We start from the raw sequence: 25214 nt of genomic DNA, 5'->3' as shown, positions 1-25214 counted from the left end.
CAGGCAGGAAAAATTAGACGCTATATCACTTCATTAATAGATTCAAAGATATATCCACTGCTAGCCTTAGCAAAGCTTTATGCTCAGCGCTGGGAAATAGAAATGTGTTACCGAGAAATCAAAAGTGATTTACAGGAAAGTAAGCATTTGAGGAGCAAGCAACCTGATTTAATTTATCAAGAATTATGGGGTGTCTTCATTGCTTATAATATTCTAAGAAGACAAATGAAATATATGGCTCAACGTGCAAAAGTCAGTCCTTTGAGAATCAGCTTTCATATTGCATCTATCGGCATCCTTAATATATTAAGATTCGACTCTTTAGACTCCGCAGGGAATTTACCCAAACATCTAGAAAGTTTACTGGAGAAATCTAGGAGGTATGTTTTGCCTGAGAGGAGGGTTAGAAGTTGCCCAAGAGTTGTGAAAGGTAAACCACTGAAATACCCAAGAAAATGCCAGTCAATTTCTTAACTGACTGGCATTACCACATTGCTGGGCATTTTTTATGATGGGAATTCACTTTCAGGAAATCGCTGAGCCAACTGCTCGTATATTAATTTTTGGTCTAGCATATTAAATTGACTGAGATTAAGATCATAGTTTTGTGCCGCTGTATGTAAGCGGAGCAATACCATTTGATGCTGGTCATTGGGAGGAATTGCAATATATTCAAGCTGCTGAACTTCACTCAATTTACATACCTTGCGGTAAGGATGCTCAAAGAGAAACCAGTAGATACTATGCTCAGAAATGACCAGTGCCCGGTATGTTTTTATAAGATGGATGACAAGAACCAATAAGAGGGAGGAACCGATTAGGATACAGGTCCATAGATCCAGCACTTGCAAAGGATGCGTACTAAAATCACGAATAAAATGAAAATCACTAAAAGGGATAGGGCTGCGCTCTGGATCAGCTCTTTGCCAGATGTTGTAATGAACCAGCATAAAATGGATCAGCATCAATATATAGAAGCCGTAAAGCCGGTTAGTCTTAGTAGACATAGGTTTATAATATTGGTTTGTCATTATTATTGTTCTTGCAAAAAAAGAGCCACCGAAGTGACTCTATCTTATTCAAAGCTTAGAACTTTTTAAAGCCTTTATTCGCACCATATAAACCGCGTGGTGCATTACCTTCACGGTTTTCGCGGCGACCAAACTGGTTGTCTTCACGGTTGTCACGACGCGCGAACTGGGTGCCATTCTGGTTTTCACGACGACCAAAGCCCTGATCATCGCGACGTTCACGGTTGTTGTATTGCGGCTGCTGCTCATCGGTATCACGGCGTTGCTGACGCAGGTAACCACCACGGCGCGCTGCCATTGGTTTTTCCTGCATACGCTCATTACGACGTTTCGCCATACCGAATAAGCCAGTACCTTGACGCGGTTTCAGCTCAACTGATTTGGTCAGGTTGTCGATATCCTGTTTATCCAGTTCAATCCAGCGACCTGTACGAAGTTCACGTGGCAGAATCACGGTACCATAACGGGTACGTAGCAAGCGGCTGACTTTCAGGCCTTGTGATTCAAAGATACGACGAACCTCACGGTTACGACCTTCTTTTACGACAACTTGATACCAACGGTTGATCCCGTCACCACCCAGTTCAGAGAATGATTCAAACTTCGCAGGACCATCATCTAGCACCACGCCTTTCAGCATGTTGTTTTTCAGTTGTGGAGTTACTTCACCCATGACACGAACCGCATATTCACGTTCGATTTCATTGGATGGGTGCATTAAACGATTTGCCAGTTCACCGTCATTTGTGAACAGTAACAGACCGGTCGAGTTAATATCCAGACGGCCGACCATTACCCAGCGATCGCCTTGAATTGATGGCAGGTTGTCAAATACTGTTGGACGCTGTTCAGGATCATTACGTGAACAGATTTCGCCTTCTGGCTTATAGTAAATCAGGACACGACGACGGATTTCGTCTTCGATCTGGAACTGCACTTTACGACCATCGATGCGAAGCTCATCACCTGGTTCGATTCGTTCACCCACTTGGGCAATCTGCCCATTCACACTCACACGACCTGCGGCAATGACTTCTTCCATATAACGGCGAGAACCCAAACCAACACGTGCAAGCACCTTTTGCAACTTTTCACTCATGACAGCATAACCTTAGAAATAATTATTCAACAGTTCACCTATTTATGACTTCGGTGCATTCGCATCGAGCGCCATAAAAGCTTCCTTGGCATCCTGCAGGGGAGGCAATTGGCCTAAAGAATTTAAGCCAAACGCATTTAAAAATTGTGGCGTTGTCACTAACAACGCAGGTCTTCCAGGGAGTTCACGAAAGCCGGATTCTTTAATCCAGTTCCAGTCAAACAGCGTACGCAAAATCTGACTGTTATTCGTGACACCACGAATTTGTTCAATATCAGCTCGGGTCACTGGCTGATGATAAGCAATCACCGCAAGCATCTCCAGTAATGAAGGTGACAGGCGTGTCGGTCGCTCGGGCCAGGTCTGTGCAATAATATTACGATATTTTACACGCACTTGAAAACGGTAACCTTGCACAGTTTCAACCAGTTCAATAGAACGGCCATGCATCAGCATGGAAAGCTGCTGTAAATACTGGCGCAGCTCCTGCTTGCTATAGCGATCCTGAAATGCTTCTTTCAGTCGAGCTAAGGAAACTGGGGAGTCACTGGCAAAAATAATCGCTTCCAGCTGCATCAGAATTTCATGCAGATTATCTTCCGCAGACAAGGAGGTATTATGGTCTGTGTTCATGCGTGTGCTCCTTGAATTGCGAGCGGTGCCTCAACACCTGAGGCAATAATTTGAATTTTTTGCTGGCGGGTGAGTTCCAACACGGCCATAAAGGTCACGACTACACCCATGCGTCCCTGACTTGGCTTGAGTAATTTATCAAAAGATAAGACTTCACCGGATTCCAGACAGCTTTCAATATAGGCAATCCGTTCTTCCAGTAAAACAGGCTCCTGTTGCACCTGATGAATGACCGGTTCAGGACGGTTAAAGACGCAAAGCAAGGCATCACGCAGCAGATCAGCACTATGGCCTTCATTGGGTTGGATAAACTCGCCTAAGTGAACATTGGTCTCAAAGGTATCACGTTCCAGAATCGTCATCTGACCCAGACGTTCCGCAGCCTGCTTGATCCGTAAATAATTTTCCAGACGCTCAATCAGATCCTGTTTCGGATCCTGTTCAACCGCAGCCACGCTTTTCGGTTTAGGCAGCAATAAACGGGATTTGAGATCGGCCAGTAAAGCAGCCATCACCATATAATCCGCGGTTAGCTCAATATTCAGGGATTTCATCGCATCCATATAGGACAGATATTGGGAGGCAATCGGCGCGATATCAACCTGCAACAGGTCAAAACCATTTTTCTGGATCAGGTAGATTAAAAAGTCGAGGGGGCCTTCAAAATGTTCTAACAGAATTTCAAACGCTGCTGGAGGAATATACAGATCCTCTGGAATCGTATTTTGCCATTCATCCAGAACCCGGATGTTTGGAGCAGATTCCATAGCGTTATGGGGCATTTGAGTCATTACAATTATAAGCCACGCGAATTTTCAAAGGCATGAAATGGCTTATTCCCCGAGCTCTTGTCAGGAGAAAAAGCACATAATTTAGTAGTTGGCATTGTACTGGAAAATTGTCGTTAAATAAAATAGATATGCATTCAAAAGCAAAAAAACCATATTTATTTTAGGAGAAATTTTATTTTTTTAATTTGTTAAAATATACAAGTCTGATATTAAACAGCATATTAGCTAAAATTAAATACAATATAGTCTGAGTGGTCTGAGAAACTGTAACTTCATATAGAGAATTTTTAAAAGATTCTCAGCACCTATTAAATAGTGACTGAGTTAAAGCTCATCAGGAAATATGTGATAAAAATAAGAAAAAACAGTTATCTATCGCCTAAAAAATAAACTAATATAGCCAAAAAAATATTGATAAATAACAATCATAGATCAGGTTAATTATAAAAATGCCAATCATACTTGTGTTAATCGGCGTCATCGGCTTAGGGGTATTCTGGGGCTATCCTCAATATCAGCTCATGCAGCTTGAAAATGAAATGCGTACCAATCTGAAGTCTGGCGGCTTTTCCAGCTTTGTCGAGCAGGCCAAACCAGTGATGCAGGCCATGAAACTGGATTTTAGCGTACTGGACCAGTATCCTCATATTCGTTTCTATATGCGTAATACGCTTTATACGGGCAAAGATTTACCCGACGGTGTTACTGCAATGGTCAAAACCATGAGCTGTAATTCTATTGATTCTTTTAGGACTATGGAATCCACAGCCCGGACTGCGTTATTGAATGTGCTTGAAGAGGATCAAATCACTTTTCATATTTCAGTCAAAAACAGGTTTGGTGCTGAACTTGCAACTCATCAGCAAAAACTGTCGGAATGTCCAAACTTCTTGCAGTTAAAACATTATAAAGAAGGTGATCCGTTACCCCCAATGCCAAGTTTGAATAATCAGGTTCCTTCGGTTGCACCAGCGGTCAGTACATCTACTCAGGAGCGTGCAGCGAGCTATTAAATCTTGGCATGCGTGATAAGGTTATTTTAATTCTGCTCTCGCAATACATATTCGATGATACGTTGGCAGGTAGCTGCCAGACAAACATTGCTTGTTGAATAAACTTGCAGAAGTTTTCTTGCCATCGCGATCTCAAGAAAGTATGAGTATTCAATATTGTTGATATTCAGATTTAATTCTGGCTTGGAATTTTTATCGATAGATATTGCCTTGGATTCCAGTGTCCAAGGCAATTCAGCATAGATCAGATGATCGGCAGGAAATTCATTCAGGTTCAGGAGGATATAAAACAAATCCATTTTATTTTCTTCTGAGACTTCATTAGAAGCAGCTTTATTTATTCAAAAGCACTGACATCACCAACACCACGACGAATCACTTCAGGCTGATCTCCTGATAAATCCACAATAGAAGTCGTACTTAATGTGCCTAGTCCACTGTCGATAAACACATCAATACGCTTACCAAGCTGCATTTCAATGTCATAAGGATCATCTAAAGGATCTGTCTGGTCTGGCAGGATGAGCGTTGAAGTGAGCAGCGGTTCGCCCAGCTCTTGAAGCAGCATCTGACACACAGGATTGGTAGGGATACGCAAACCAATGGTTTTTTTCTTTGGATGCATTAAACGTTTAGGCACTTCGCTGGTTGCCGGAAGAATAAACGTGGTCACAGCAGGTGTATTATTTTTCAGCAAACGATAGACGGCATTGTCGACTTTGGCATAAGTCGCAAGATCGGATAAGTCACAGCAGATAATGGCATATTGGTGCTTAGGTCCTAGACCACGAATCTGTGCGATTCGCTCCATCGCATGTTTATTCCCGATCTGGCAGCCAATCGCATAGGCTGCATCGGTCGGATAAACCACAACATCACCGGCACGAATACGTTCTACTGCCTGACTGATCAGACGAGCTTGCGGATTATCCGGGTGTACACGTAAATGCAGCATAAATATTCCTCCCAACCTGCCCTAAACTTATTATGAAATGCCTTTGTATAAAGTAACAATGACAAACAGGTAGATTTGTGTAATTTAATCAAGCATTTCACGTTGAAATTCATCAGATTGTAAACTTTTGCCCGCACGGGTGCAGACACAGATACAATCAATGAAGCGTTTGGCATCACGCGGCAGTTTGGCTTCGCCACTAAAATAGCGTTGTACCTGAGCATAAACATTATCTTTAAAGCTGGAGCCATCGCCACCATCGCCGGTTAAATTGTCCAGGGACACACGGAACTTACGGCCAAATGCTTTGGAAAACATCCATTCAATCGCTTGTGGCTTGATTTCGACCTGCTCAAATAATGCTTGCTGTTCCTTGGTGCGACCATCTGGCGCATACCAATAACCTAGATCTGGTAGCAGACGGCGCTTATCACCGGCAATAGTCCAGTGACTGATTTCATGCAGGGCACTATTAAAGAAGCCATGCGCAAACTGGATCCGGGCAGGGCTATCTTTTGTTGCCGGGAAATACTCCGGTTCAAACTCACCACGGACTAAAGTGACATTTAGGTGGGAAAACCAGTGATTAAAGTGTAAGATGAGCCAATCAACCTGTTCCGCTTCTGAGGATAAATTCGCCCACGGTAAGCGTTGCACTTGCTGTAGTGAGCTGTCAGAATCGGAGGTTGAAAGTGTGCTAACGAGTGATGAAACATTCACTTCTGTTTGCGGCTGCAACAGATGCATGACTGAAATTACCCTATTGGTCTGTCTAAAAATAAGTACAAAATTGTATCTTAATCTTTGACAGAGTTCTGATGAATTTGTAGAATTGCCGCCTTAATTATGTCAGCAAATACCTTTCCGGCACAGATTGAGCCGTTTAAATGGGCTGAACAGAGCTTTAAATGGTCAGGTCAACTGCCTTTATCCCGCTTTGTTCGTATTGCTCGTGAAGCTGTTGGATCAATTGATGATCAATTGATTAACATAGACTGTAAGCTATCAATGGATGCCTATCATCGCATTGCATGGTTGGATGGTCATGTTGAAACGAAAGTTCCAATGGAATGCCAGCGTTGTCTGGAGACCGTTGAAATCGAACTCGTTTCAGATTTTCATCTAGCTCTTGTGGATGATGAGTCACTGATAGAGCGCTTGGATGAGGATGCTGATTTCATCGTCTTAGGTGAAAGTGAAGCAACGACGAAGGGTTCATATGATGCACCTGCCACCGCTGACTTACTCGCACTGATAGAAGATGAATTGTTATTGTTGATGCCGCTGTCTCCTAAGCATGACGTTTGTGAGCATAAGCATCAACCTGCCGCAGAAGAAGTTGTTGAAGAAAAACGGGATAATCCGTTTGAAGTTTTGGCAGCTTTGAAGGGTAAACTTAACTAATTTTTGTGTTATACTCATGCGTATAAGACAATCGAATTTGTTCTGATCCATTTTTTCGATATTTGTAAGGAGCCATCATGGCCGTTCAGCAAAACCGTAAAAGTCGCTCTCGCCGTGACATGCGCCGTTCACATGACGCTTTAACTGAGAATGCATTAACTGTAGACCAAACTACTGGTGAAACTCATCGTCGTCACCACGTATCTAAAGATGGTATCTACCGTGGTCGTCAATTATTCGCTAAAGCATCTGCTGAATAATTGATGATGTATTAAGCGTTAAAGCTTAGTAGAAAAAATGGGAGCGTTAAGCTCCCTTTTTTTATGCCTAATTTTATGTTCAGGTTTTGCGGCCATCATGTGAAGTCGCGGTTTTTGTTGTATTTGGCAATTACCCAAGCCAAAATTACGTGTTAAATTGCGCTCCACAATGGGTAAGGTGATCTGATCGGCCAATTTTTAGGTCTAAGAAAAGATTCGCACCTCTTGAATGAAAGGATTTTATTTATGTCTGCTAAACAACTCGAACAAGCAGCTCAAGCAACTAAAACTGCATTTGTGTTCCCAGGCCAGGGTTCACAAAAAGTCGGCATGCTCGCTGAACTTGCAGAACAGTTTAGTGGTATCCGCAATACATTTGCTGAAGCATCTGAAGCGGTGGGTTTTGATCTGTGGCAGATTGCACAGACGGGTGAAGGTCTGGATCAAACCGAATTTACTCAACCGGTACTATTAACAGCATCCATTGCTTTATGGCGTGTATGGTTAGAGTTGGGTGGGGTAGCACCAAAATATATGGCGGGCCATTCACTCGGTGAATATAGCGCGTTAGTTGCAGCGGGTGCTTTAAGTCTGGGTGATGCAGTCAAGCTGGTGAACCTGCGTGGTAAGTTGATGCAAACTGCTGTACCTCAAGGCGTAGGTGCAATGGCAGCGATTCTGGGTCTGGATGATGCCAAAGTGATCGAGCTTTGTGCACAAGCAACAGCAGCGGGCGAAGGTTCAGTTGAAGCAGCCAACTATAATGCTCAGGGTCAAGTCGTAGTTGCCGGTAATAAAGAACGTGTAGAAGCCGTGATGGCACTGGCCAAAGAAAATGGCGGCAAGGCGATTGCACTGCCAGTTTCAGTGCCTTCACACTGTTCACTGATGAAACCTGCCGCTGAGCAGTTCGCAACAGCTTTGGAACAAACTGCCATTGAGATGCCACGCATACCTGTATTACAAAATGTAGGCGCAAAAGCAGCTGCGGACGTGAGTGAGCTTCGTCAGGCTTTGACTGAGCAGCTGTATGAGTCAGTACAATGGACTAAAACACTACAATTCCTTCAAGATGAAGGCGTTGAGTACATTGTAGAATGTGGCCCAGGTAATGTACTGGCCAATATGGCAAAACGTTTACCAAATATCGAAAAAGCACTTCCATTAGATACTCAATCTCGTCTGGAAGATGCGCTTAACACCGTATTGGTGGCAGAAGGGAAAATTGCATGACACAGGAACGTAAAGTTGCCTTGGTGACAGGTGCAAGCCGCGGCATTGGTGCTGCAATTGCACAACAATTAATTCAAGACGGTTATTTTGTCGTAGGTACTGCAACTTCTGAAGCGGGTGCAGAGAAACTTAACGTACAATTTGCTGAACATGGTGCCGGTAAAGTTTTAGATGTACGTGATGGTGCTGCGATTGATGCACTGGTCAGCGATATTGAGCAAAACTATGGTCCTGTGCTGGTACTGGTGAATAATGCCGGTATTACCAAAGACAATCTGTTATTGCGTATGTCGGAAGACGACTGGGATGATATTTTAAACATTCATCTGAAAGCCGTTTATCGTTTATCTAAACGTGTGCTGAAAGGTATGACTAAGGCACGTTTCGGCCGTATCATTAATATCAGTTCTGTGGTGGCGCATTTTGCTAACCCAGGTCAGGCAAACTACTCTGCAGCAAAAGCAGGTATTGAGGCATTTGGTCGCAGTCTGGCTAAAGAAATGGGTAGTCGTCAGATTACTGTCAATGCTGTTGCACCAGGCTTTATCGCGACTGAAATGACTGAACAGTTAAGTGAAGAAATTCGCAAGAAAATGAGTGATCAAGTGGCTTTAAACCGTTTAGGTGATCCACAAGATATCGCGAATGCCGTAAGTTTCCTGGCATCGGACAAAGCCAGTTACATTACAGGTACAGTCATTCACGTTAATGGTGGTTTATACATGAGCTAAACGGCACATGTATTAACTTTCCAAATTTTATAGATTCAATTAAACTAACGGCATTAAAAACGCCACAAGCAATGAGGAGAATTCCTGTGAGCGATATCGAACAACGCGTTAAACAAGCGGTTGCAGAACAACTTGGTATTAAAGTCGAAGAGATTAAAAACGAAGCATCTTTCATGGATGACTTAGGTGCTGACTCTCTAGACCTAGTTGAACTTGTTATGTCTTTCGAAAATGACTTCGACATCACTATTCCTGATGAAGATTCTAACGAAATCACAACTGTTCAATCTGCTATTGACTATGTTACTAAAAAACTTGGTTAATACTGATTTTCAGCTTTGCTGAACCTAAAGACCACCGCAAGGTGGTTTTTTTGTGCCTGTAGAATAGAAATAGGGTGATTTTACAATCGATAACCTTTTGCTTACCAATGACTAACTTTGTATCTGCTGCTTTCCTTGTACAAATAAGAATGATCTGATGAATAACAAGAATGGAGTCCACTATGGGTCTTTTTGATTTTGTAAAAGGCATTGGTAAAAAGAACACTGCAGCTGCGGAGCCACAACAAACACCGGCAGCAACTCAACAGGCACCTGCCGCTGCACCTAAGGCAGCATCGGCTGAACCTTCTGCACAGGAAATAGCGAACAAATTATTAGGCCATGTTAAAAGCCTAGGACTGCCAATTACAGGATTGTCGATCAGCTATAACTCAACCTCAGATCTGGCAACCGTACGCGGACAGGTACAAAGTCAGGCGGATCGTGAAAAGATTATTTTAGCGGTAGGAAATGTTGATCATGTCGCTAAAGTGGATGACCAGCTGACTGTAGCGAATCCGGAACCTGAAAGTAAGTTCTATACGGTTAAATCGGGTGATACCTTATCTAAAATTTCGAAAGAATTTTATGGTGATGCCAACCAGTACAACAAGATTTTCGAGGCAAATCGCCCTTTACTGAAAAATGCGGATGATATTTTCCCGGGTCAGGTACTACGTATTCCTGCCTAGTTTTAGATAATCATCAATATAAATTAATAAAATTTTATTTTAAACTTATCTAATTCAGATAAACGGTTCACAACAAAGCCCCTTATGGGGTTTTGTTGTGTCTACCACTTGAACTCGGGTCAGAATTAGATTCCTACATCCAGATATGAACTTTCCTTTACTTCTTCCATCACCACATAACTATGTGAGGAAGCAGAAGAGGGGAGCTTTTTTAATAAATCCCCAAGCAGACGCCGGTAAGCACTCATTTCCTTTAGGCGTGCTTTCACCAGGTAATCAAAATCTCCCGAGATCAGATGACATTCCAGCACTTCAGGAATTTCACTTAAGTCACGCGCGACCTGTTCAAATACATCGCCCGATTTGGCAGAAAGTTTGATTTCCAGAAATACTAGTAAGTTCTTTTCCAGCTTTTCCGGATTGAGCCGGGCATGGTAACCCATGATGATCCCATCCCGTTCCAGTCGCTTGACCCGCTCGGAACAAGGTGTGGTGGAGAGGTTGACTCGGGAGGCAAGTTCACTGATTGCAATGCGTCCATCGCGCTGCAGGATATCTAAAATCATGCGATCAATGCGGTCTAATTTACGCATCTATTATTCCCTTAATTTTTAAAAATGACGCGAAAAATCTAGTGAATTTGCTGAATATATCAGTTTAAAACAGTGAAATTCACTATTGATCCAAAAATATACTGGTGAAATAAACTATAAACATCATTGAGGGTAATGTCATGCGCGTAATTGTATTAGGTGGTGGTGTCATTGGTGTAACAAGTGCCTACTATCTTGCGCAGCAGGGAGCAGAAGTGACTGTCCTTGACCGTCAGGCAGGTCCAGCTGAAGAAACCAGTTTTGGTAATGCAGGCCAGATTTCTCCTGGTTATTCGACACCGTGGGCAGCACCTGGCATTCCATTTAAAGCAGTGAAATGGATGTTCCAGCATCATGCACCATTGGCGATTAATGTTGATGGTAGTCTGTGGCAGTTACAGTGGATGGCCCAGATGCTGAAAAACTGTAATGCCCAGCATTATGCAGTGAATAAAGAACGTATGGTGCGGGTCGCTGAATATAGCCGTGACTGTTTACGTAATCTACGTCGTGATATCGGCATTTCTTATGAAAACCGTTCTAAAGGAACCTTGCAGATTTTTCGTAAGGAAGCACAGCTCGATGCAGTGCAACGTGATATCGAAGTGCTGAAAGAAACCGGCGTGGATTTTGAATTGCTGGATCGTGAACAGCTAGCCAAAGTTGAACCGGCACTGGCAGAAGCTAAAGATAAACTGGTAGGTGGTTTGCATCTGCCAAATGATGAAACTGGTGATTGCTACCTGTTCACCAATGCGCTGGCCAATTATGCCAAAGGCATGGGCGTACAGTTCAAGTTTAACCAGCATGTTGAAAAACTGCTGTTTGAAGGTGACCAGATTAAAGGTGTGCTGGTCAACGGTCAGGTATTGACCGCAGATAAATATGTGCTGGCTTTCGGTAGCTATTCCCGTGATTTCCTGAAGCCGTTACACCTGGATCTGCCGGTGTATCCGGTTAAAGGTTATTCATTGACCATTCCAATTGTGGATCAGACTCATGCACCGCAATCGACTGTGCTGGATGAAACTTACAAGATTGCATTGACTCGTTTTGATCAGCGCATCCGTGTCGGTGGTATGGCAGAGCTGACAGGCTTTAATTTGGGTCTGAATGAAGATCGTCGCGCAACCTTGGAAATGGTCACTCGTGACCTGTTCCCGGGCGGCGATATGGCGCAGGCCAGTTTCTGGACCGGCTTACGTCCAATGACCCCGGATAGTACGCCAATCATTGGACCAACACGCTTTAATAACCTGTTCCTAAATACTGGACACGGTACCCTAGGTTGGACCATGGCCTGTGGTTCAGGAAAGCTGATCAGTGATCTGGTACTGGGTCAAGCACCTGAGATTAGTACTGAAGGCTTGTCGCTGAATCGTTATCAGCAGGTTGCTTAAGCTTTTAAGGATTATCAGTTTCAGGGAAGAAATTTATGCCACGTCCAATACACGCGGTGATTCATCAACAGGCATTGCAACATAACCTGCAAGTTGCACGTTCCTGCGCACCTCAAAGCCAGGTCTTTGCAGTGGTTAAAGCTGATGCCTATGGGCACGGTATTGAGCGGGTTTATCCCGCATTAAAAAGTGCTGATGGTTTTGCCTTTCTGGATCTTACTGAAGGAAAGCGTTTGCGTGCCTTAGGCTGTGACAAACCCTTATTGTTACTGGAAGGCATTTTTGGCCTTGAAGATTTATTCGACTGCGCCAAGTACGGGATAAGTTTTGCAATTCATGCCCAGCATCAACTGGAATGGTTAAAAACTTTTGTCCAATTACAACCAGACGTACAGTTTGATGTCTTTTTAAAAATGAATAGCGGAATGAACCGACTGGGTTTTTTACCTGAGCAGTATCCTGTCGCTTTTCAGGAATTAAAAAATATTCAGCAAGTACGCTCCATCAGTCATATGACACATTTTTCCGATGCGGATGGCATGCGACTTGGACAGGAAGGTATTGAACATCAACAGCTGGTCTTTACCGAAACCATTCAAAATCTGCCGGGCAAAACCTCACTCAGCAATAGTGCTGCCATTCTGCGTCATCATCAGTATATACAGTCAGACATTGTACGTAGCGGTATCATGCTTTATGGCAGTTCACCTGACTATCCTACCCAAACGATTGACCACTGGAACTTAAAACCGACCATGAGTCTGCGTAGCGAGCTGATCGCAATTCAGCAGGTTCGGGCAGGAGACAGCATCGGTTATGGCTCTACTTTTATAGTTGAGCAGGATATGCAGATTGGAATTGTGGCCTGTGGTTATGCGGATGGTTATCAGCGAATCACACAAACTGGAACACCAGTTTTGGTAGATGGGATTCGAACCCAAACGGTCGGTCGCGTCAGTATGGATATGCTGGCGGTTGATCTAGGTTCTGTACCTGATGCGCAGATTGGTAGCGAAGTTGTGCTGTGGGGACAATCCATACACGGCACAGTATTGCCGATTGATGAAGTAGCCGCGGGTTCGAGTACGGTTGGCTATGAGCTGATGTGTGCCATCACCCAACGTGTGCCTGTACAGATTGAAAGCTAAAGATTAAACAAATACTAGAAATAAGAGAGGATAAAATTATGACGGAACATGCAGATATTCAGCGTTTGAACAGCAATCAGGTCATGAGTGCTGTCACCATTCACAATAAAACGGTGTATTTATCAGGGCAGGTGCCAGACAGCAGCAGTCTGGATATTCGTGGTCAAACGCGGGAAGTGCTCATGAAGATTGATCAACTCCTTAAACTGGCAGGTACAGACAAAAGCCGTCTGTTATCTGCACAGCTCTTTGTTAAAAACCTGGAAGACTTTCAAACCGTCAATGCACTCTGGATTGAATGGCTCGAGGGATGTGGCACACCAGCACGCGCAACCATTCAGGCGGATCTGGTAAATCCCGCCTGGTTAATTGAAATTGCAGTGATTGCAGCACTCCCTTAAGTTGCTTCAGATTTTTATATCTCCCAACTTGATTTTGTAAGCATATCAGGCCTGATCATTTAATCCATTAAATGAAACTGCATCTGCAATCAGGATTTCAGGAAGAAATCCGATCAGATAAGCGAGGGTCTGATGTGAAAAAGGAACTGAATATGAATACAGCCTCTTCTAAAAATGACGCATCATCATCTCCCCATGAATTACAGCGTAAGCTCTCTAACCGACATTTGCAGTTAATTGCCATTGGTGGTGCCATTGGTACAGGCCTGTTTATGGGTTCTGGTAAAACGATTGCACTGGCAGGGCCTTCAATCTTGTTTATCTACATGATTATTGGAGCCATGTTCTTTTTCCTGATGCGTGCATTAGGGGAAATCCTGTTATCTAATCTGCACTATAAATCCTTCATTGATATGGCGCATGACCTGATTGGTCCGGGGGCTGGCTATTATATTGGCTGGTCTTACTGGCTGGGCTGGATTCTGGTCGGCATTGCTGACTTAGCGGCAATTATCAATTATCTGAATTTCTGGCTGCCGCCCGACATGACCTTTACACCCATGGGGCAGGCCATGATCAGTGCTGGCTGTGTATTGCTGGTACTGGGAATTAACCTGCTGACCGTGAAGCTGTTTGGTGAAATCGAGTTCTGGTTCGCTCTGATTAAAATCTTAGCGATTCTGGGTCTGATTGCGATTGGCGGATATATGATCTTCAGCGACTTCCAGGCACCAAGTGGATCGGCTGCCAGCCTGACCAATGTCTGGGCATATGACGGTATGTTCCCTAAGGGCACGATGGGCTTTCTGGGCGGCTTCCAGATTGCGATGTTTGCTTTCGTAGGTGTGGAACTGCTGGGTACGATGGCGGCTGAAACCAAGGATCCGGAAAAGAACTTACCTAAAGCAGTGAATGCGATTCCTACGCGAATCATCCTGTTCTATGTATTGTCTCTGCTAGTGATTATGTCTGTAACACCGTGGGTAGAAATTCCTGCTGATCAAAGTCCTTTTGTGACTCTTTTCTTGCATGCGGGTATTCCCGTATCAGCCATTATCATGAATCTGGTGGTGCTGTCTTCTGTGATGTCCTCCATGAATAGTGGCGTGTTCTCTACCAGCCGGATGCTGTTTGGTCTGGTACGTGATGGTCAGGCACCTCAGGCTTTGGCTGAGCTTTCAAGTCGCGCAGTTCCGGCTAAAGGTCTGTTATTTTCTTGTGCCTTTATTATGGCAGGCGCGGCTTTCCAGTACTTTGTACCGAACACGATGGAAGCCTTTACGCTGGCCAGCTCACTCTGTGTGATTCTATTTATCAGTATCTGGGGGCTGATTATGGTGTGTTATATCCGTTACCGTAAACAGCAACCTGAAAAACATGCCACTTCGACCTTCAAGATGCCGGGCGGAATCTGGATGTCCTATCTGGTGTTGATCTTCTTGTTCTTTGCCTTAGTTATTTTAAGTCTGGAAGCAGATACCATGAAGGCACTGATGATTAGTCCGCTGTGGTTGGTGATTCTGTTTACCACCTATCATACTTTGTATAAACCACGTCTTCGTAAACGTCAGCAAATTCTCTCCGGAGAATAAAGTGCAGACATAAAAAATCCCCGATCAATCGGGGATTTTTTATTTTAGGGAATTTTAGAAAGTAGGTTTTACCACCACTAAAATCACCACAGCAAATAAAATCAGCGTTGGCATTTCATTAAAGAAGCGCCAGAACTTGTGTGACTTGTAATGGGCATTTTCCATCAGTTTCTTACGATAATAACCACATACCAAATGGTAAATGACTAGCAAGCCAACCAAGCCGACTTTCAGATAGAACCATAAGGCTTCATGGTAATGACGCGTTGCATCACCCCAATCGACCAGAAAGTGTGCTGTGATCAGCGTGGCGACCATAGCTGGCCACATAATCCCGCGATACAGCTTGCGTTCCATAATTTCAAAGCGTTGATGACTTACGACATCTTCGCTCATGGCATGGTAGACATAAAGCCGTGGCAGATAGAACAATGCAGCAAACCAGCAAACCACAGCAATAATATGTAATGCTTTTACCCACAAGAAAGCATCAGAAGGAGCATCCATCAAGTCACCCTAAAATGGGCGGCTTAGCCTTCCCATTTTTTGAAAACGAGACAAGCATTTACGCCGCCGAAACCGAAACTGTTACTCATCACAGTATTCAATTTTGCGTCACGTTTTTCAAGTACGATATCAAATGGTTTTGCGCCTTCATCCAGTTCAGTCACATTGATGTTTGGTGCAATAAAGTCATTTTGCATCATCAGGATAGAGTAGATCGCTTCCTGTACACCTGCAGCACCCAGGCTGTGACCTGTCATAGATTTAGTCGAGCTGAGTGGAGGAACCTGACCTTCACCGAAGGCACGTGCCATAGCTTTAAGTTCAGTAACATCACCTGCTGGGGTAGAAGTACCATGTGTATTCACATAGTCAATTTTATCTACACCATGCTGTTTGGCTTCTTCTAGAGCCATCAGGATACAACGTGTTGCACCTTCGCCAGATGGAGCAACCATGTCAGCACCATCAGAGTTGGCTGCATAAGCTACAACCTCAGCCAGAATATTCGCGCCACGTGCCTGAGCATGTTCCAGTGACTCAAGCACCACAAAACCGCCACCACCAGCAATCACGAAACCGTCACGGTCTGCTGAATATGGACGAGAAGCTGTTTCAGGTGTGTCGTTGTATTTAGAGCACAGTGCACCCATCGCATCAAACAGCAGGCTTTGAGACCAGTGATCTTCTTCGCCACCACCGGCAAGCATTAGATCCTGTTTGCCTAATTGAATCAGGTTATAAGCATAACCAATGGCATCGGCAGAAGTTGCGCAGGCGCTGGTAATCGAGTGGGCAATCCCTTGTAATTTGAATGCCACACCGACGTTTGCTGTAATGGTATTCGACATGTTACGTGGTACGAAGAATGGACCAACTTTGCGTGCGCCTTTTTCTTCCAGCAATTTTGTCATTTCTACTACAGAAGCTGTCGAGTTGCCACCTGAACCACCGGCAATACCATAACGTGGATTATTCGCCAGATCTTCCTGTTTTAAACCTGCGTGCTCAACGGCAGCCACAGCGGCGTTGTAGGCATACATTGCACAAACGCCCATAAAGCGTTTCAGCTTACGGTCAATACCATCAAAATCCTGTTCAGCAGCAGCGCTAACATGGCTCTTGAAATTCAGTTCAGCATAAGTCGGATTAAAACGTGTTCCTGAAATCCCGTTTTGTAAAGAGTGATTCACATCCTCTAATGTATTACCAATGCACGAGTTAATACCCATACCAGTGATGACAACACGTTTCATCTACAGATCCTTATAGTTTATCTCTGGGGCAGCGGGAGATATTTGGCGTTGATAAGACTGCAAAATATAGCGCTGACCCCTATTTCACAATGCAGAACATCATAGCAGAAAGATTTTTGAAATCTTATGGCAAATGTTATGCCGTGTGACAGTAGGTTGAGTTTATAAAGTACTGTGTAGAGCTTTTACTAAATGAAACAGAATAAGGTTGAGATAAATGCTGACTACACCTAGTATTTATACCAAATACAAGCACGTGCATGCTGAGGTAAAAAATGGTAAATGCTAATAATAAACAATCTAATGGTCTGATTTCGAATGCCTTTGGAGTGGCGAAAAAGTTCAGTTCAACAGGTTTGGAACTGTTAAATCATGTTGCACCAGATTCTGTGACTAAAACCTTCAATACCGATCATGCTGTTGATGGCTCGGCAAAAGTCAAAAACCCTTTTGCTTCAAAAAAATATGAAAATCCTAAAGACATGCTACGCGAACATCTTCCAAATGTTTCCCGTCAGCTGCTGGGCCGTCGTTTTAATACCGTGAATAATGTCGCGCATTTTGTTTCTCCCCAGTTGGCCGACAAAGTATCTGACTACTTTTATAATCACCTGAATCAGTTCAGCAACCAGATGAGTTCGGTTGATGCCATCCTGAATGAAGCAGGGGCGAAGGATCTAGAAGAACTGACTCAGGATACTACGCGTTCACAACGCATTTCTCAGGCATTTGCCGAACAAAATAAATGGATGGCGACAGTACAAGGTGCTGTAAGTGGCGTCACTGGGGTATTGGGAACTGCGATTGATATTCCGGCTTCTTTATTGATGGCACTGCGTACCATCTATCAAGTAGGACGTTCTTATGGTTTTGATCTGAGCAAGGAAGATGATCAGGAAATCGTACAGCATATCTTTAGACAAATTGATCTCAGTCTGATTGCAGAAAAACAAGCACTCTTAATGGGGCTTAAAGCGCTGAGCAGTACCTTAAAGACACATGACCTGTCCCAGCTACAGACCATGCTCGGGTCAAGCAATGATATAGAAACACTGAAAAAATGGCTCAGTAATCAGGATGGCAGCATGAAGTGGGAATGGATGAACCATTTTCCGAAACTGTCTTTATTAGAGCAGCTAACCAAACTGACTCCATTGGCAAGTGCAGGGATTGGTGCAGTCTATAGCCATCGCTTTGTGAATGATGTGAACCAGAAAGCTCAAGAAGTATTCTCGCATGCTCGTCAGTATTTGCAGCAGCATCAGGATCTAGGTTTGTCGCCATATGCTGCCTATGAAAAAGCCGTTGACCTGCTCCAGCAGGCGACCCCGAAGCTGATGGAAAATCTTGATCATTCAGCCGCTGATAAAGATAAGCCAATTCTGGATAAAGAAATCCCAATTGAAGGCAATCAAACCATCAAGCAAGTCAAACTGGTTAAGAAAGAGCAGGAAAGCTTGAGCCCGGAAGAAGCTGAAGTGAAAAAAGATGAAAAGGTCAGTGAAGGTCTGGATGAATTGACCGATAAACTGGTTGAACATGCCGACGCTAGACAGGAACAAAAACCGGCTATTCCAAAAGATTCTTTTGATGCAGATGCAGCCCTAGAAGAAGAGCTCGGCTTGCAGGAAAATGACACAGAAATGTTACAGGCAGCCGCTGAAGAAGAGACGGATACAAACAATCCAGAAAACTCCGAGACTGCAGACAAACAAACGCAAGCTGAGGAAACTACGGAAGATGTTACAAAAAATGCTGCCACGAAATCGAAAAAATGAATGATTTTCACCATAAAATAAACGCTTAAAGTCGAGATGCGATCGTGTTTTGCCTGACTTCGGCATATTGACCGATTTTGCATCTTGACATACAATTGCATGCCCTCAAAAAGTAGTAGTTTTTTGGGGCTTTTTATTAACGGGAGAATTGCCACATGGCAACAACAAATCAGTTGATCCGTAAGGGTCGTACGACTTTAGTTGAAAAATCTAAAGTTCCTGCGTTGAAGGCTTGTCCACAACGTCGTGGTGTTTGTACACGTGTTTACACAACTACACCTAAAAAACCTAACTCAGCAATGCGTAAAGTTTGCCGTGTTCGCTTAACTTCTGGCTTTGAAGTATCAAGCTACATCGGTGGTGAAGGCCATAACCTACAAGAGCACAGTGTTGTTCTTATCCGTGGTGGTCGTGTTAAAGACTTACCAGGTGTACGTTACCATACCGTTCGTGGTTCTTTAGACTGTGCTGGTGTTAAAGATCGTAACCAAGCTCGTTCTAAATACGGTACTAAACGTCCTAAGAAATAATCTTTCGAGATTAAGTTCTTAGTTCGCTAGAACTGCAATCCTTTATCGTCTCGCTTGTCTGATTTCTGCATTTAATTTTGTGAAAATTCAAGCGACGTGTAGTAAGGCCAGCGAATGCACACGACACTTTGTGCTACTGCTGGATTAACCTGAAGTGTCATATTTATAGGTAGTTTTAAAATGCCAAGACGTCGCGTAGTCGCTGCTCGTGAAATCCTTCCGGATCCTAAGTTCAGCAGCCAAACAATCGCTAAATTCATGAACCACGTAATGCAAGATGGTAAAAAATCTATTGCTGAAAGTATCGTTTACGGTGCTTTAGACCGCGTTCAAGAAAAATCTAAAGTAGACCCAGTTGAATTTTTCGAGACTACTCTTGAAAAAGTTCGTCCTATGGTCGAAGTAAAAGCACGCCGTGTTGGTGGTGCTACATACCAGGTACCTATGGAAGTGCGCCCATCCCGTCGTACTGCCTTGGCTATGCGTTGGTTAGTAGATGCTGCTGCTAAGCGTTCTGAAAAAACTATGGCTTTACGTCTTGCTGGTGAGTTGCTTGATGCAGCTGAAGGTAAAGGCGCAGCGGTTAAAAAACGTGAAGATGTGCACCGTATGGCTGAAGCCAACAAAGCCTTCTCTCACTATCGCTTCTAAGCGGTTAAAACAGCCCCTATTCAGGAGGATGATGAGCCAGTTTTCGCTGTTTTGTCATCGAATCGCTTTAAGCTGCCCAGCAGCTTAAAGCGTCCTGTTTTAAACAACAAAATTTAGGAATGCAAGAAATCATGGCTCGTCAAACCCCAATTTCTCGTTACCGTAACATTGGTATCTCAGCGCACATTGACGCTGGTAAAACAACGACTTCTGAACGTATTTTGTTCTACACAGGTGAGAGCCACAAACTAGGTGAAACTCACGAAGGTTCGGCAACTACGGACTGGATGGAACAAGAGCAAGAACGTGGTATTACCATTACTTCAGCAGCTGTAACATGCTTCTGGAAAGGTATGGGCAACCAGTTCGAACAACACCGTATTAACGTTATTGACACCCCAGGACACGTTGACTTCACAATCGAAGTTGAGCGTTCTATGCGTGTTCTTGACGGTGCGTGTATGGTTTACTGTGCTGTAGGTGGTGTACAACCTCAGTCTGAAACTGTATGGCGTCAAGCGAACAAATATAAAGTTCCACGTATTGCGTTCGTTAACAAAATGGACCGTACTGGTGCGAACTTCTTCCGTGCGGTTGAACAAATGAAAACTCGCTTGGGTGCTAACCCAGTGCCAATCGTTGTTCCAATCGGTGCTGAAGAAAACTTCCAAGGTGTTGTTGACCTTATCGAAATGAAAGCGATTATCTGGGATGAAGCATCTCAAGGTATGAAGTTCGAATATGGCGACATCCCAGCTGACCTAGTTGATACTGCTAATGAATGGCGTACAAACATGGTTGAAGCAGCTGCGGAAGCATCTGAAGAGCTTATGGACAAATACCTTGAAGAAGGTGATTTGACGAAAGAAGAAATCGTAGCTGGTTTACGTACGCGTACGCTTGCAAACGAAATTCAACCGATGATGTGTGGTTCGGCGTTCAAAAACAAAGGTGTTCAACGTATGTTGGACGCAGTAATTGAATTCCTTCCAGCGCCGACTGACGTTGAAGCAATCAAAGGTATCTTAGACGACAAAGACGAAACTGAAGGTTCTCGTGAAGCGTCTGATGATGCACCGTTTGCTGCGTTAGCGTTCAAAATCATGAACGACAAATTCGTTGGTAACTTAACGTTCGTACGTGTTTACTCTGGTGTTCTTAAAGCGGGTAGCCCGGTTTATAACCCAGTGAAAATGAAACGTGAGCGTATCGGCCGTATCGTACAGATGCACGCAAATGACCGTCATGACATCGAAGAAATTCGTGCGGGCGACATCGCGGCATGTGTAGGTCTTAAAGATACAACGACTGGTGATACATTATGTGATGAAAACCACGTAATTACACTAGAGCGTATGGAATTCCCAGAGCCAGTAATTGCACTTGCAGTTGAGCCTAAAACTAAAGCTGACCAAGAAAAAATGTCAGTTGCTTTAGGTCGTTTGGCGAAAGAAGATCCATCGTTCCGCGTACGTACTGACGAAGAATCTGGTCAAACAATTATTGCTGGTATGGGTGAGCTTCACCTTGACATCATCGTTGACCGTATGAAACGTGAGTTCAACGTTGAAGCAAACATTGGTAAACCAATGGTTGCTTACCGTGAAACGATCAAAAAATCTGTTGAACAAGAAGGTAAATTCGTTCGTCAAACAGGTGGTAAAGGTAAATTTGGTCACGTATACGTACGTCTTGAGCCAATGGACCCTGAATCTGGTAAAGACTACGAGTTCGCTGAAGAAGTTGTCGGCGGTGTAGTACCGAAAGAATTCTTCGGTGCGGTTGACAAAGGTATCCAAGAACGTATGAAGAATGGTGTCCTTGCTGGTTACCCAGTAGTTGGCATCAAAGCGACATTGTTCGACGGTTCTTACCATGATGTCGACTCTGACGAATTATCGTTCAAAATGGCGGGTTCTTATGCCTTCCGTGACGGTTTCATGAAAGCAGATCCTGTTCTTCTTGAACCAATCATGAAAGTTGAAGTAGAAACTCCAGAAGACTACATGGGCGATATCATGGGTGACTTAAACCGTCGTCGTGGTATGGTTCAAGGTATGGACGATCTTCCTGGCGGTACTAAAGCAATCCGTGCTGAAGTTCCACTTTCTGAGATGTTTGGTTACGCAACTCACATGCGTTCTATGTCTCAAGGTCGTGCGACTTACTCTATGGAATTTGCTAAATATGCTGAAACTCCACGTAACGTGGCTGAAGGCATCATTGCTAAGTTCCAAGCTGGCGGCAAAAAAGGTGACGACGAGTAATCTTTCGATTACTATATTGCCTAACTAAATTTATAGTTAAAATCTAATACTCATGCAGGTTTACTGCATGAGTAATCTACAAAGGAAGATGAACATGGCTAAGGCTAAGTTTGAACGTAATAAGCCACACGTTAACGTGGGCACAATCGGTCACGTTGACCATGGTAAAACAACTTTAACAGCTGCGATTGCAACTGTATGTGCTAAAAAATTCGGTGGTGAAGCGAAAGACTACGCTGCAATCGACTCTGCACCAGAAGAAAAAGCACGTGGTATTACAATTAATACTTCACACGTAGAATACGATTCTCCAACTCGTCACTATGCTCACGTAGACTGCCCGGGCCACGCCGATTATGTTAAAAACATGATTACTGGTGCTGCTCAGATGGACGGTGCGATCCTTGTATGTGCTGCGACTGACGGTCCAATGCCACAAACTCGTGAACACATCCTGCTTTCTCGTCAGGTAGGTGTACCTTACATCGTTGTATTCTTGAACAAATGCGACCTTGTAGACGACGAAGAACTTCTTGAACTGGTTGAAATGGAAGTTCGTGAACTTCTTTCTACTTACGACTTCCCAGGTGATGATACTCCTGTAATCCGTGGTTCTGCTCTTCTTGCACTTAATGGTGATGACAGCCAATACGGCGAGCCAGCAGTAGTTGCGCTTGTTGAAGCTCTTGACTCTTACATCCCAGAACCAGAACGTGCAATCGACCAAGCATTCCTGATGCCAATCGAAGACGTATTCTCAATTTCTGGCCGTGGTACAGTTGTAACTGGCCGTGTTGAAACTGGTATCATCAAAGTTGGTGAAGAAGTTGAAATCGTGGGTATCAAAGACACAGTTAAGACTACTGTAACTGGCGTTGAAATGTTCCGTAAACTTCTTGACGAAGGCCGTGCTGGTGAGAACTGTGGTATCTTGCTTCGTGGTACTAAACGTGAAGACGTACAACGTGGTCAAGTACTTGCTAAACCAGGTTCTATCAAACCGCACACTAAATTCGATGCAGAAGTATACGTACTTTCTAAAGACGAAGGTGGTCGTCACACTCCATTCCTGAATGGTTACCGTCCACAGTTCTACTTCCGTACAACTGACGTAACTGGCGCGATTTCTTTGAAAGAAGGCGTTGAAATGGTTATGCCTGGTGACAACGTAGAAATGTCAGTAGAACTAATTCACCCAATCGCAATGGACCCAGGTCTACGTTTTGCGATCCGTGAGGGTGGTCGTACAGTTGGTGCTGGTGTAGTTGCTAAAGTAACTGCATAATCGCTGATTGTGTGAAAAAAGCGTCCCTTTGGGACGCTTTTTTTATATCTGTAAATTCAACCTACTCATTTTCAAGCATATTTAAATTGTCTAACAATATATTTACAAGCTGTCCTTAAGTGATATTTCACTGACCTTATCTGCCCTTATGTGAAAAATTCAACGCAGTAATATAACTATAAGAATTTTAATAATTAGATTTCAGCTCTATATAGAACTGATGGGAGTAAGTGTATGAATGCTCAAGTGAAAATTACCAATCGTGCAGGCGCAAGTTTTCCGGTACGTCGTATGAGTTTTGATTTTGATCAGGTGTCAGAATACTGGATGAATGGTTCAGCAGGACTGACTCACTTTATGACTGCACTTTCTGCATTATTCCCGGCAGGCGAAAAATTCTTTATTGATTCTGTTCGCGCTGTACGTCAGCATCCAGCAATTAAGGACAATGAAGCATTGCAAAAAGAAATTTCTGCCTTTATTGGTCAGGAAGCCATGCATACCCAGGAACATGTTGGTTTTAATGCTTCAGCGCAACGCCATGGCCATGACGTTGATACGCTAGATCATTATACTGACCGAGTCATTCAAACTGCACGCAAAATCTTTGCGGCAGTCGGTAAGCCAGTTGGTATTACCCAGGAAATGGTCGACCTCACTGCGACGACTGCACTAGAACATTTTACTGCGACCATTGCATCTCAGTTACTGACCAATCAGCATATTCAGGAACTGATGAAAGATGACACCATGAAAACCATGTGGCTCTGGCATGCAATTGAAGAGAATGAACATAAGGCCGTGGCCTATGATGTATTCGAAGGTGTTTTCGGTAAAGGTTTAAAATCTTATCTACTTCGTATTGCGTTTATTGAAAGAAGACCGTCAGTTAAGTCTTGGAGCTTTAAAAGAAATCTATACTTATGGTTATAGCCCATCTAAAGGAATTATTACCGGTATGGGTAAAGAAATGCTGATGTACTTTAAACCTGGTTTTCATCCAAATGATCATGACACCCATAGCTTATTACAAAGCTGGAAACAAAAACTGGGCCTTTAATTTAAAACTAGATTAAAAGACTGAAGAGCAACCTAAGTTGCTCTTTTTTTTGCTCGATTTTTTAAATAAAGTTTCTATAATGCGGAGGTTAATTCTAGATAAGATGAACGAAGATGATTCGTTTGATGCAAGCTGCGGATGTACCAGCCGTTGCCAAGATTGAAACCAAAGTACAATCCCATCCCTGGACCTTTAAACAATTTGAAGATGCTGTTACTGCCTATCAAAGCACTGTGATTGAACAAGCAGGGCAAGTCGTAGGGTTCTGCATTTTACAGCCGGTGTTGGATGAAGCCAATTTATTACTGATGGCAATTGATCCTGCGCAACAGGGCAAAGGTTTAGGTTATCAGTTGCTAGATGCCTCAATTGCATTATTGAAAAATAGTCCAGTACAAATCTTTCTGGAAGTACGGGAAAGCAATACTGCTGCAATTAAACTGTATGAAAAAACCGGTTTTCATCAGATTGATCTGCGCAAGAACTATTATCCGAATTCGAATGGCACTCGGGAACATGCCATTATTATGGTGAAGTCCTGTACTGATGATTTTGCCAGCCTGTTTAAATAATATTCCAGCTCT

Annotated in this window: 28 protein-coding genes and 1 pseudogene; 19 read left to right on the top strand and 10 right to left on the bottom strand. The window is 43.6% G+C overall.

Annotated features, from left to right (window positions below):
• Positions 1-474: transposase (locus FTU72_RS09210; protein WP_180052740.1), on the top strand; the 474-nt coding region annotated here is incomplete at its 5' end.
• Between the two features lie 32 nt (positions 475-506).
• Here the strand turns inward: FTU72_RS09210 and FTU72_RS09205 are convergent.
• From FTU72_RS09205 to FTU72_RS09190, 4 genes are read right to left on the bottom strand one after another with little or no spacing between them, the layout of a single operon-like run.
• A complete protein-coding gene (locus FTU72_RS09205) occupies positions 507-1031 on the bottom strand; it encodes a hypothetical protein (RefSeq protein WP_180052739.1) in 525 nt (174 codons plus the stop codon).
• 55 nt (positions 1032-1086) lie between these two features.
• A complete protein-coding gene (gene rluB, locus FTU72_RS09200; RefSeq protein WP_004783318.1) occupies positions 1087-2130 on the bottom strand; it encodes a 23S rRNA pseudouridine(2605) synthase RluB in 1044 nt (347 codons plus the stop codon).
• Positions 2131-2172: 42 nt separating this feature from the next.
• Positions 2173-2763: an SMC-Scp complex subunit ScpB gene (gene scpB / locus FTU72_RS09195; protein WP_180052738.1), complete on the bottom strand. Its 591-nt coding sequence runs from the start codon at positions 2761-2763 to the stop codon at positions 2173-2175.
• Positions 2760-3554: a ScpA family protein gene (locus tag FTU72_RS09190; RefSeq protein ID WP_180052737.1), complete on the bottom strand. Its 795-nt coding sequence runs from the start codon at positions 3552-3554 to the stop codon at positions 2760-2762. The genes scpB and FTU72_RS09190 overlap by 4 nt, the downstream gene beginning before the upstream one ends.
• A gap of 449 nt (positions 3555-4003) precedes the next feature.
• Here FTU72_RS09190 and FTU72_RS09185 point away from each other — a divergent pair, with 449 nt between their 5' ends.
• Positions 4004-4567, top strand: coding sequence for a hypothetical protein (locus tag FTU72_RS09185; protein ID WP_180052736.1), 564 nt, complete (start codon positions 4004-4006; stop codon positions 4565-4567).
• A 26-nt stretch (positions 4568-4593) separates the two neighbouring features.
• On the opposite strand, the gene FTU72_RS09180 is transcribed toward FTU72_RS09185, so the two are convergent.
• The 3 genes from FTU72_RS09180 to FTU72_RS09170 form a co-directional block, all read right to left on the bottom strand.
• On the bottom strand, positions 4594-4866 hold the full coding sequence (locus tag FTU72_RS09180) for a hypothetical protein (RefSeq protein ID WP_125278773.1): 273 nt from the start codon (positions 4864-4866) through the stop codon (positions 4594-4596).
• A gap of 38 nt (positions 4867-4904) precedes the next feature.
• The gene (locus FTU72_RS09175) at positions 4905-5522 is read right to left on the bottom strand and encodes an L-threonylcarbamoyladenylate synthase (RefSeq protein WP_004783309.1); all 618 of its coding nucleotides are present in this window, start codon (positions 5520-5522) and stop codon (positions 4905-4907) included.
• An 84-nt stretch (positions 5523-5606) separates the two neighbouring features.
• On the bottom strand, positions 5607-6269 hold the full coding sequence (locus FTU72_RS09170; protein WP_125278772.1) for an elongation factor P hydroxylase: 663 nt from the start codon (positions 6267-6269) through the stop codon (positions 5607-5609).
• Positions 6270-6368: 99 nt separating this feature from the next.
• On the opposite strand from FTU72_RS09170, the gene FTU72_RS09165 reads away from it, so the two are divergent.
• The 6 genes from FTU72_RS09165 (at position 6369) to lysM (ending at position 10165) form a co-directional block, all read left to right on the top strand.
• On the top strand, positions 6369-6926 hold the full coding sequence (locus FTU72_RS09165) for a DUF177 domain-containing protein (protein ID WP_179992875.1): 558 nt from the start codon (positions 6369-6371) through the stop codon (positions 6924-6926).
• A 77-nt stretch (positions 6927-7003) separates the two neighbouring features.
• Positions 7004-7186, top strand: coding sequence for a 50S ribosomal protein L32 (gene rpmF, locus FTU72_RS09160; protein ID WP_004783304.1), 183 nt, complete (start codon positions 7004-7006; stop codon positions 7184-7186).
• 246 nt (positions 7187-7432) lie between these two features.
• A complete protein-coding gene (fabD, locus tag FTU72_RS09155; RefSeq protein WP_125278771.1) occupies positions 7433-8419 on the top strand; it encodes an ACP S-malonyltransferase in 987 nt (328 codons plus the stop codon).
• A complete protein-coding gene (gene fabG / locus FTU72_RS09150; RefSeq protein ID WP_159123542.1) occupies positions 8416-9150 on the top strand; it encodes a 3-oxoacyl-ACP reductase FabG in 735 nt (244 codons plus the stop codon). Before fabD ends, fabG begins: the two co-directional genes overlap by 4 nt.
• Positions 9151-9236: 86 nt before the next feature.
• Positions 9237-9473, top strand: coding sequence for an acyl carrier protein (gene acpP / locus FTU72_RS09145; RefSeq protein ID WP_004783299.1), 237 nt, complete (start codon positions 9237-9239; stop codon positions 9471-9473).
• A gap of 182 nt (positions 9474-9655) precedes the next feature.
• Complete coding sequence (gene lysM, locus FTU72_RS09140; RefSeq protein WP_004783297.1) at positions 9656-10165, top strand: peptidoglycan-binding protein LysM; 510 nt, start codon at positions 9656-9658, stop codon at positions 10163-10165.
• A 125-nt stretch (positions 10166-10290) separates the two neighbouring features.
• Here lysM and FTU72_RS09135 read toward each other — a convergent pair whose 3' ends face one another.
• Complete coding sequence (locus FTU72_RS09135) at positions 10291-10758, bottom strand: Lrp/AsnC ligand binding domain-containing protein (RefSeq protein WP_004783295.1); 468 nt, start codon at positions 10756-10758, stop codon at positions 10291-10293.
• A gap of 140 nt (positions 10759-10898) precedes the next feature.
• Here FTU72_RS09135 and FTU72_RS09130 point away from each other — a divergent pair, with 140 nt between their 5' ends.
• The 4 genes from FTU72_RS09130 (at position 10899) to FTU72_RS09115 (ending at position 15299) form a co-directional block, all read left to right on the top strand.
• The gene (locus tag FTU72_RS09130) at positions 10899-12158 is read left to right on the top strand and encodes a D-amino acid dehydrogenase (protein WP_034701616.1); all 1260 of its coding nucleotides are present in this window, start codon (positions 10899-10901) and stop codon (positions 12156-12158) included.
• A gap of 35 nt (positions 12159-12193) precedes the next feature.
• A complete protein-coding gene (gene alr / locus FTU72_RS09125; RefSeq protein WP_180052735.1) occupies positions 12194-13306 on the top strand; it encodes an alanine racemase in 1113 nt (370 codons plus the stop codon).
• Positions 13307-13344: 38 nt separating this feature from the next.
• A complete protein-coding gene (locus FTU72_RS09120; protein WP_034701622.1) occupies positions 13345-13707 on the top strand; it encodes a RidA family protein in 363 nt (120 codons plus the stop codon).
• Positions 13708-13859: 152 nt separating this feature from the next.
• Positions 13860-15299, top strand: coding sequence for an amino acid permease (locus FTU72_RS09115; protein WP_180052734.1), 1440 nt, complete (start codon positions 13860-13862; stop codon positions 15297-15299).
• Positions 15300-15353: 54 nt separating this feature from the next.
• Here the strand turns inward: FTU72_RS09115 and FTU72_RS09110 are convergent, their stop codons facing one another.
• Both FTU72_RS09110 and FTU72_RS09105 read right to left on the bottom strand, forming a co-directional pair.
• Positions 15354-15806, bottom strand: a complete 453-nt coding sequence (locus tag FTU72_RS09110; protein ID WP_004783286.1) for a CopD family protein — start codon at positions 15804-15806, stop codon at positions 15354-15356.
• A 23-nt stretch (positions 15807-15829) separates the two neighbouring features.
• A complete protein-coding gene (locus FTU72_RS09105; RefSeq protein WP_005234293.1) occupies positions 15830-17059 on the bottom strand; it encodes a beta-ketoacyl synthase N-terminal-like domain-containing protein in 1230 nt (409 codons plus the stop codon).
• Between the two features lie 275 nt (positions 17060-17334).
• On the opposite strand from FTU72_RS09105, the gene FTU72_RS09100 reads away from it, so the two are divergent.
• The 7 genes and pseudogenes from FTU72_RS09100 to rimI all read left to right on the top strand — a co-directional run bounded on the left by FTU72_RS09100 (position 17335) and on the right by rimI (position 25202).
• Complete coding sequence (locus FTU72_RS09100) at positions 17335-18837, top strand: EcsC family protein (RefSeq protein WP_180052733.1); 1503 nt, start codon at positions 17335-17337, stop codon at positions 18835-18837.
• A 155-nt stretch (positions 18838-18992) separates the two neighbouring features.
• Positions 18993-19367, top strand: coding sequence for a 30S ribosomal protein S12 (gene rpsL / locus FTU72_RS09095; protein WP_004783283.1), 375 nt, complete (start codon positions 18993-18995; stop codon positions 19365-19367).
• 180 nt (positions 19368-19547) lie between these two features.
• Complete coding sequence (gene rpsG, locus FTU72_RS09090; protein WP_004783282.1) at positions 19548-20018, top strand: 30S ribosomal protein S7; 471 nt, start codon at positions 19548-19550, stop codon at positions 20016-20018.
• A 131-nt stretch (positions 20019-20149) separates the two neighbouring features.
• Positions 20150-22285, top strand: coding sequence for an elongation factor G (gene fusA / locus FTU72_RS09085; protein ID WP_159123545.1), 2136 nt, complete (start codon positions 20150-20152; stop codon positions 22283-22285).
• Positions 22286-22379: 94 nt separating this feature from the next.
• Positions 22380-23570 carry an elongation factor Tu gene (tuf, locus tag FTU72_RS09080; RefSeq protein WP_166139643.1) on the top strand — a complete coding sequence of 397 codons (1191 nt, stop codon included), beginning with the start codon at positions 22380-22382 and terminating at the stop codon, positions 23568-23570.
• A gap of 234 nt (positions 23571-23804) precedes the next feature.
• Positions 23805-24630: pseudogene (locus tag FTU72_RS09075) on the top strand (metal-dependent hydrolase).
• Between the two features lie 113 nt (positions 24631-24743).
• Positions 24744-25202 carry a ribosomal protein S18-alanine N-acetyltransferase gene (gene rimI / locus FTU72_RS09070; protein ID WP_180002414.1) on the top strand — a complete coding sequence of 153 codons (459 nt, stop codon included), beginning with the start codon at positions 24744-24746 and terminating at the stop codon, positions 25200-25202.
• Positions 25203-25214 lie beyond the last annotated feature (12 nt).

Origin of the sequence: Acinetobacter sp. YH12137, from assembly GCF_013418535.1 — a bacterium.
Lineage (GTDB): Bacteria > Pseudomonadota > Gammaproteobacteria > Pseudomonadales > Moraxellaceae > Acinetobacter.
The sequence above is the reverse complement of the archived record's forward strand: the minus strand, read 5'-3'. Positions and strand labels throughout refer to the sequence as shown.

Excerpts from the sequence above, each read along its gene's own strand:
- rluB (WP_004783318.1), bottom strand. The coding sequence starts at position 2,130 with ATGAGTGAAAAGTTGCAAAAGGTGCTTGCACGTGTTGGTTTGGGTTCT.
- lysM (WP_004783297.1), top strand. The coding sequence starts at position 9,656 with ATGGGTCTTTTTGATTTTGTAAAAGGCATTGGTAAAAAGAACACTGCA.
- rimI (WP_180002414.1), top strand. The coding sequence starts at position 24,744 with ATGATTCGTTTGATGCAAGCTGCGGATGTACCAGCCGTTGCCAAGATT.
- tuf (WP_166139643.1), top strand. The coding sequence starts at position 22,380 with ATGGCTAAGGCTAAGTTTGAACGTAATAAGCCACACGTTAACGTGGGC.
- rpsG (WP_004783282.1), top strand. The coding sequence starts at position 19,548 with ATGCCAAGACGTCGCGTAGTCGCTGCTCGTGAAATCCTTCCGGATCCT.
- fabG (WP_159123542.1), top strand. The coding sequence starts at position 8,416 with ATGACACAGGAACGTAAAGTTGCCTTGGTGACAGGTGCAAGCCGCGGC.
- FTU72_RS09100 (WP_180052733.1), top strand. The coding sequence starts at position 17,335 with ATGGTAAATGCTAATAATAAACAATCTAATGGTCTGATTTCGAATGCC.
- FTU72_RS09135 (WP_004783295.1), bottom strand. The coding sequence starts at position 10,758 with ATGCGTAAATTAGACCGCATTGATCGCATGATTTTAGATATCCTGCAG.
- rpsL (WP_004783283.1), top strand. The coding sequence starts at position 18,993 with ATGGCAACAACAAATCAGTTGATCCGTAAGGGTCGTACGACTTTAGTT.
- FTU72_RS09115 (WP_180052734.1), top strand. The coding sequence starts at position 13,860 with ATGAATACAGCCTCTTCTAAAAATGACGCATCATCATCTCCCCATGAA.
- FTU72_RS09130 (WP_034701616.1), top strand. The coding sequence starts at position 10,899 with ATGCGCGTAATTGTATTAGGTGGTGGTGTCATTGGTGTAACAAGTGCC.
- FTU72_RS09175 (WP_004783309.1), bottom strand. The coding sequence starts at position 5,522 with ATGCTGCATTTACGTGTACACCCGGATAATCCGCAAGCTCGTCTGATC.
- FTU72_RS09110 (WP_004783286.1), bottom strand. The coding sequence starts at position 15,806 with ATGGATGCTCCTTCTGATGCTTTCTTGTGGGTAAAAGCATTACATATT.
- fusA (WP_159123545.1), top strand. The coding sequence starts at position 20,150 with ATGGCTCGTCAAACCCCAATTTCTCGTTACCGTAACATTGGTATCTCA.
- FTU72_RS09165 (WP_179992875.1), top strand. The coding sequence starts at position 6,369 with ATGTCAGCAAATACCTTTCCGGCACAGATTGAGCCGTTTAAATGGGCT.
- FTU72_RS09170 (WP_125278772.1), bottom strand. The coding sequence starts at position 6,269 with ATGCATCTGTTGCAGCCGCAAACAGAAGTGAATGTTTCATCACTCGTT.
- alr (WP_180052735.1), top strand. The coding sequence starts at position 12,194 with ATGCCACGTCCAATACACGCGGTGATTCATCAACAGGCATTGCAACAT.
- FTU72_RS09105 (WP_005234293.1), bottom strand. The coding sequence starts at position 17,059 with ATGAAACGTGTTGTCATCACTGGTATGGGTATTAACTCGTGCATTGGT.
- FTU72_RS09180 (WP_125278773.1), bottom strand. The coding sequence starts at position 4,866 with ATGGATTTGTTTTATATCCTCCTGAACCTGAATGAATTTCCTGCCGAT.
- scpB (WP_180052738.1), bottom strand. The coding sequence starts at position 2,763 with ATGAACACAGACCATAATACCTCCTTGTCTGCGGAAGATAATCTGCAT.
- fabD (WP_125278771.1), top strand. The coding sequence starts at position 7,433 with ATGTCTGCTAAACAACTCGAACAAGCAGCTCAAGCAACTAAAACTGCA.
- FTU72_RS09190 (WP_180052737.1), bottom strand. The coding sequence starts at position 3,554 with ATGACTCAAATGCCCCATAACGCTATGGAATCTGCTCCAAACATCCGG.
- FTU72_RS09185 (WP_180052736.1), top strand. The coding sequence starts at position 4,004 with ATGCCAATCATACTTGTGTTAATCGGCGTCATCGGCTTAGGGGTATTC.
- rpmF (WP_004783304.1), top strand. The coding sequence starts at position 7,004 with ATGGCCGTTCAGCAAAACCGTAAAAGTCGCTCTCGCCGTGACATGCGC.
- FTU72_RS09205 (WP_180052739.1), bottom strand. The coding sequence starts at position 1,031 with ATGACAAACCAATATTATAAACCTATGTCTACTAAGACTAACCGGCTT.
- FTU72_RS09120 (WP_034701622.1), top strand. The coding sequence starts at position 13,345 with ATGACGGAACATGCAGATATTCAGCGTTTGAACAGCAATCAGGTCATG.